At 56.5% G+C, this 2,886-nt stretch carries 4 protein-coding genes; all 4 read left to right on the top strand.

From position 1 onward, the window contains the following. Window positions 1–1,235, top strand: a 1,235-nt coding sequence (dusB, locus tag AC1QQ2_RS13935; RefSeq protein ID WP_479713581.1) for a tRNA dihydrouridine synthase DusB, incomplete at its 5' end; no start/stop codon positions are given. Next, window positions 1,204–1,818, top strand: coding sequence for a Maf family protein (locus AC1QQ2_RS13940; RefSeq protein ID WP_479713584.1), 615 nt, complete (start codon window positions 1,204–1,206; stop codon window positions 1,816–1,818). The genes dusB and AC1QQ2_RS13940, both read left to right, overlap by 32 nt. Window positions 1,819–1,878: 60 nt before the next feature. Further along, complete coding sequence (gene groES / locus AC1QQ2_RS13945; protein WP_479713582.1) at window positions 1,879–2,238, top strand: co-chaperone GroES; 360 nt, start codon at window positions 1,879–1,881, stop codon at window positions 2,236–2,238. A gap of 9 nt (window positions 2,239–2,247) precedes the next feature. Further along, the coding region (locus tag AC1QQ2_RS13950) for a TCP-1/cpn60 chaperonin family protein (RefSeq protein WP_479713583.1) at window positions 2,248–2,886 on the top strand (639 nt) is incomplete at its 3' end.

Raw genomic sequence — 2,886 nt, forward strand, 5'->3', positions numbered from 1 at the left:
CCCTTCGATGCCTCTTGTTGAAACAGGTATTGCTGATGGCTGAGCGAATCCCAATGCAAATTGGTGACCACACATTGGCGGCACCGGTTGTTTTGGCGCCGATGGCTGGCGTGACAAACGCAGCATTTCGGTCGATCTGCCGTCAGCATGCGCCGGGGCTCGTCTACGTCAATGAGATGGTCATGTCTGCGGCTGTCGTGCATCGCAATGACAAGACGATGCGAATGATGTCATTTGCTCCTGATGAGAATCCGAGAAGTCTGCAGATCTACGGCAGTGATCCGGTTCAACTCGGACAGGCAGTGTCAATCGTCTGTGAAGAGGGGCTTGTCGATCACGTCGACCTCAACTTTGGATGCCCGGCAGCAAAAGTGACCCGCAAGGGCGGGGGTGCGGCAGTTCCTGCTCGTCCAGCGCTACTTCGCGCCATTGTTCGTGCCGCCGTGCAGGCGGCTTCACCATTTGGGATTCCGGTGACAGCAAAGTTTCGGATGGGTCTTGACGATGTCTTCAGAACCGATCGTGATGCTGCGTTGATCTGCGCCGATGAAGGGGTCGCCTGGGTGGCGATGCACGCTCGAACTGTTGAGCAGCACTATTCCGGAGATGCTCGGTGGGGTGCGATTGCTCAACTCAAAGAATTGGTTGTCGACGCCGGGTACAACATTCCCGTTCTTGGTAACGGTGACATCTGGGAAGCGCAGGATGCGCTCAACATGATGAACCAAACCGGATGTGACGGAGTGGTGATCGGGCGAGGCTGTCTCGGTCGACCTTGGTTGTTCTCGGATCTCGTTGAGGCATTCGCTGGTCGGGAGGTGCCAGCACCGAGAAGTCTTGGCGAGGTTGCAGATGTGATGCTTGATCACGCCCGCGCGCTCGTTGATCACTATTCCTCAGATGTCGTGACGAAGAGGGGCAAACGGCTTGATGGTGAGAACTTTGCAATGCGAGATTTTCGCAAGCATGCGTCGTGGTATCTCACTGGCTACCCGGTGGGGCCCGAGGCCCGACGGCGCTTCTCCTTGGTGTCGACTATCGCTGAACTCGAAGACCTCTTGGCTGGGGTAGACCGTTCGGCCCTTCTCGTTGAAGGTGGTGCCCGAATTCGTCGTGGCCATACAAATGGCCCGATCAAGGTTGCGCTTCCTGAGGGTTTCCTGACGGCTAATGACGCTGCAACCGATATGACAATTCCTGATGATGCCCAAGAGATGGCAGTGTCGGGTGGCTGAACTTGTGCTCGCATCCGGCTCGCCACGTCGTCGAGCGATGTTGAGCGATCTTGAGGTCGATTTTGTGGTCGTCCCAGCAGATGTCGATGAGTCGACTATTCCAGGGGAGAGCGCTGTCGATTACGTGAGGCGCGTTGCGAAACTCAAGGCGCAAACAGTGAGTGCATTGCATCCCTTAGATGTTGTTCTTTCCGCAGACACGACGGTTGACCGCGACGGAGAGATCCTTGCGAAACCGGTTGACGCCGATGACGCGGTTGCGATGCTTCGTTCACTTTCAGGGCGCGAGCACCTCACACACACCGCGGTGTGTGTTGCGCGAGCAGATTCACTCGAATCGGCTTTGGTAACAACCGCGGTGACCTTCCGATCACTGAGCGATGAAGAGATTGTCTGGTATGTCGGCACCGGCGAGCCGCTCGATAAGGCCGGCGCATACGGAATTCAAGGTCGGGCCGCTGGCTTTGTTTCTGCAATTTCGGGAAGTGTCTCAAACGTTGTCGGGCTACCTCTTGCAGAAACGATTGAACTACTTCGGTCGGTTGGCGTGAACGCTGCGGGATCGACCAAAAATCTCGGTTAGCACTCTCGCTTGCCGGTTGCTAACTCGCACTGGTAGCCGTAGCCTTAGCACTCGTCAGTTATGAGTGCTAACGAAGTAACTGGCGCTATCACATCAACCCCTGTTCACGCCATGGAGGCCTGCAACATGAACCTAAAGCCGCTCGATGACCGCATCGTCGTCAAGCCGAATGAGGCAGAGACGCAGACTGCGTCTGGTCTCGTTATCCCAGATACGGCAAAGGAAAAGCCACAGCAGGGCACAGTGCTCGCTGTTGGACCAGGAAAGCGCGCCGAAGCAAGCGGTGAATTGATTCCGCTCGGTATCAACGTCGGTGACGTTGTTCTGTACTCGAAGTACGGCGGCACTGAAGTTGCTGTCGACGGACAAGATCTACTCGTGCTTTCGGGCCGCGACGTACTCGCAATTGTGGAGAAGTGAGATAACAACATGTCAAAAGTTCTGAAGTTCAATGACGAAGCCCGTAAGTCCCTTGAGGCCGGCGTCAACAAGCTCGCCGATGCAGTCAAGGTGACCCTCGGGCCCAAGGGCCGCAACGTCGTGCTCGACAAGAAGTTTGGTGCTCCAACGATTACCAACGACGGTGTCTCCATCGCAAAGGAGATCGAGCTCGAGGATGCCTTCGAGAACATGGGCGCACAGCTCGTGAAAGAAGTCGCAACCAAGACCAACGACGTCGCAGGTGACGGAACCACCACCGCAACTGTGCTCGCACAGGCAATGGTGCAGGTCGGCATGAAGAACGTCGCTGCAGGCGCCAACCCAATGGGTGTGAAGAAGGGCATCGAGCAGGCCGTCAAGGCAGCCGTTGACTCGATTCTCGCTCAGGCCAAGGACGTTGACGACAAGTCAGACATCGCCAACGTTGCGACCATCTCAGCTGCCGACAGCTCAATCGGTGAGGTCATCGCCGACGCAATCGACAAGGTCGGCAAAGACGGCGTTGTGACCGTTGAAGAGTCGAACACATTCGGCACCGAACTCGAGTTCACCGAGGGTATGCAGTTCGATAAGGGCTATCTGTCCCCATACTTCGTGACCGACACCGACCGCCAAGAGGCAGTGCTC

Origin of the sequence: Aestuarium sp. (assembly GCF_023253315.1) — a bacterium.
In the GTDB taxonomy this organism is placed as follows: domain Bacteria; phylum Pseudomonadota; class Alphaproteobacteria; order Rhodobacterales; family Rhodobacteraceae; genus Marivivens; species Marivivens donghaensis.

Excerpts from the sequence above, each read along its gene's own strand:
- groES (WP_479713582.1), top strand. The coding sequence starts at position 1,879 with ATGAGTGCTAACGAAGTAACTGGCGCTATCACATCAACCCCTGTTCAC.
- AC1QQ2_RS13940 (WP_479713584.1), top strand. The coding sequence starts at position 1,204 with ATGCCCAAGAGATGGCAGTGTCGGGTGGCTGAACTTGTGCTCGCATCC.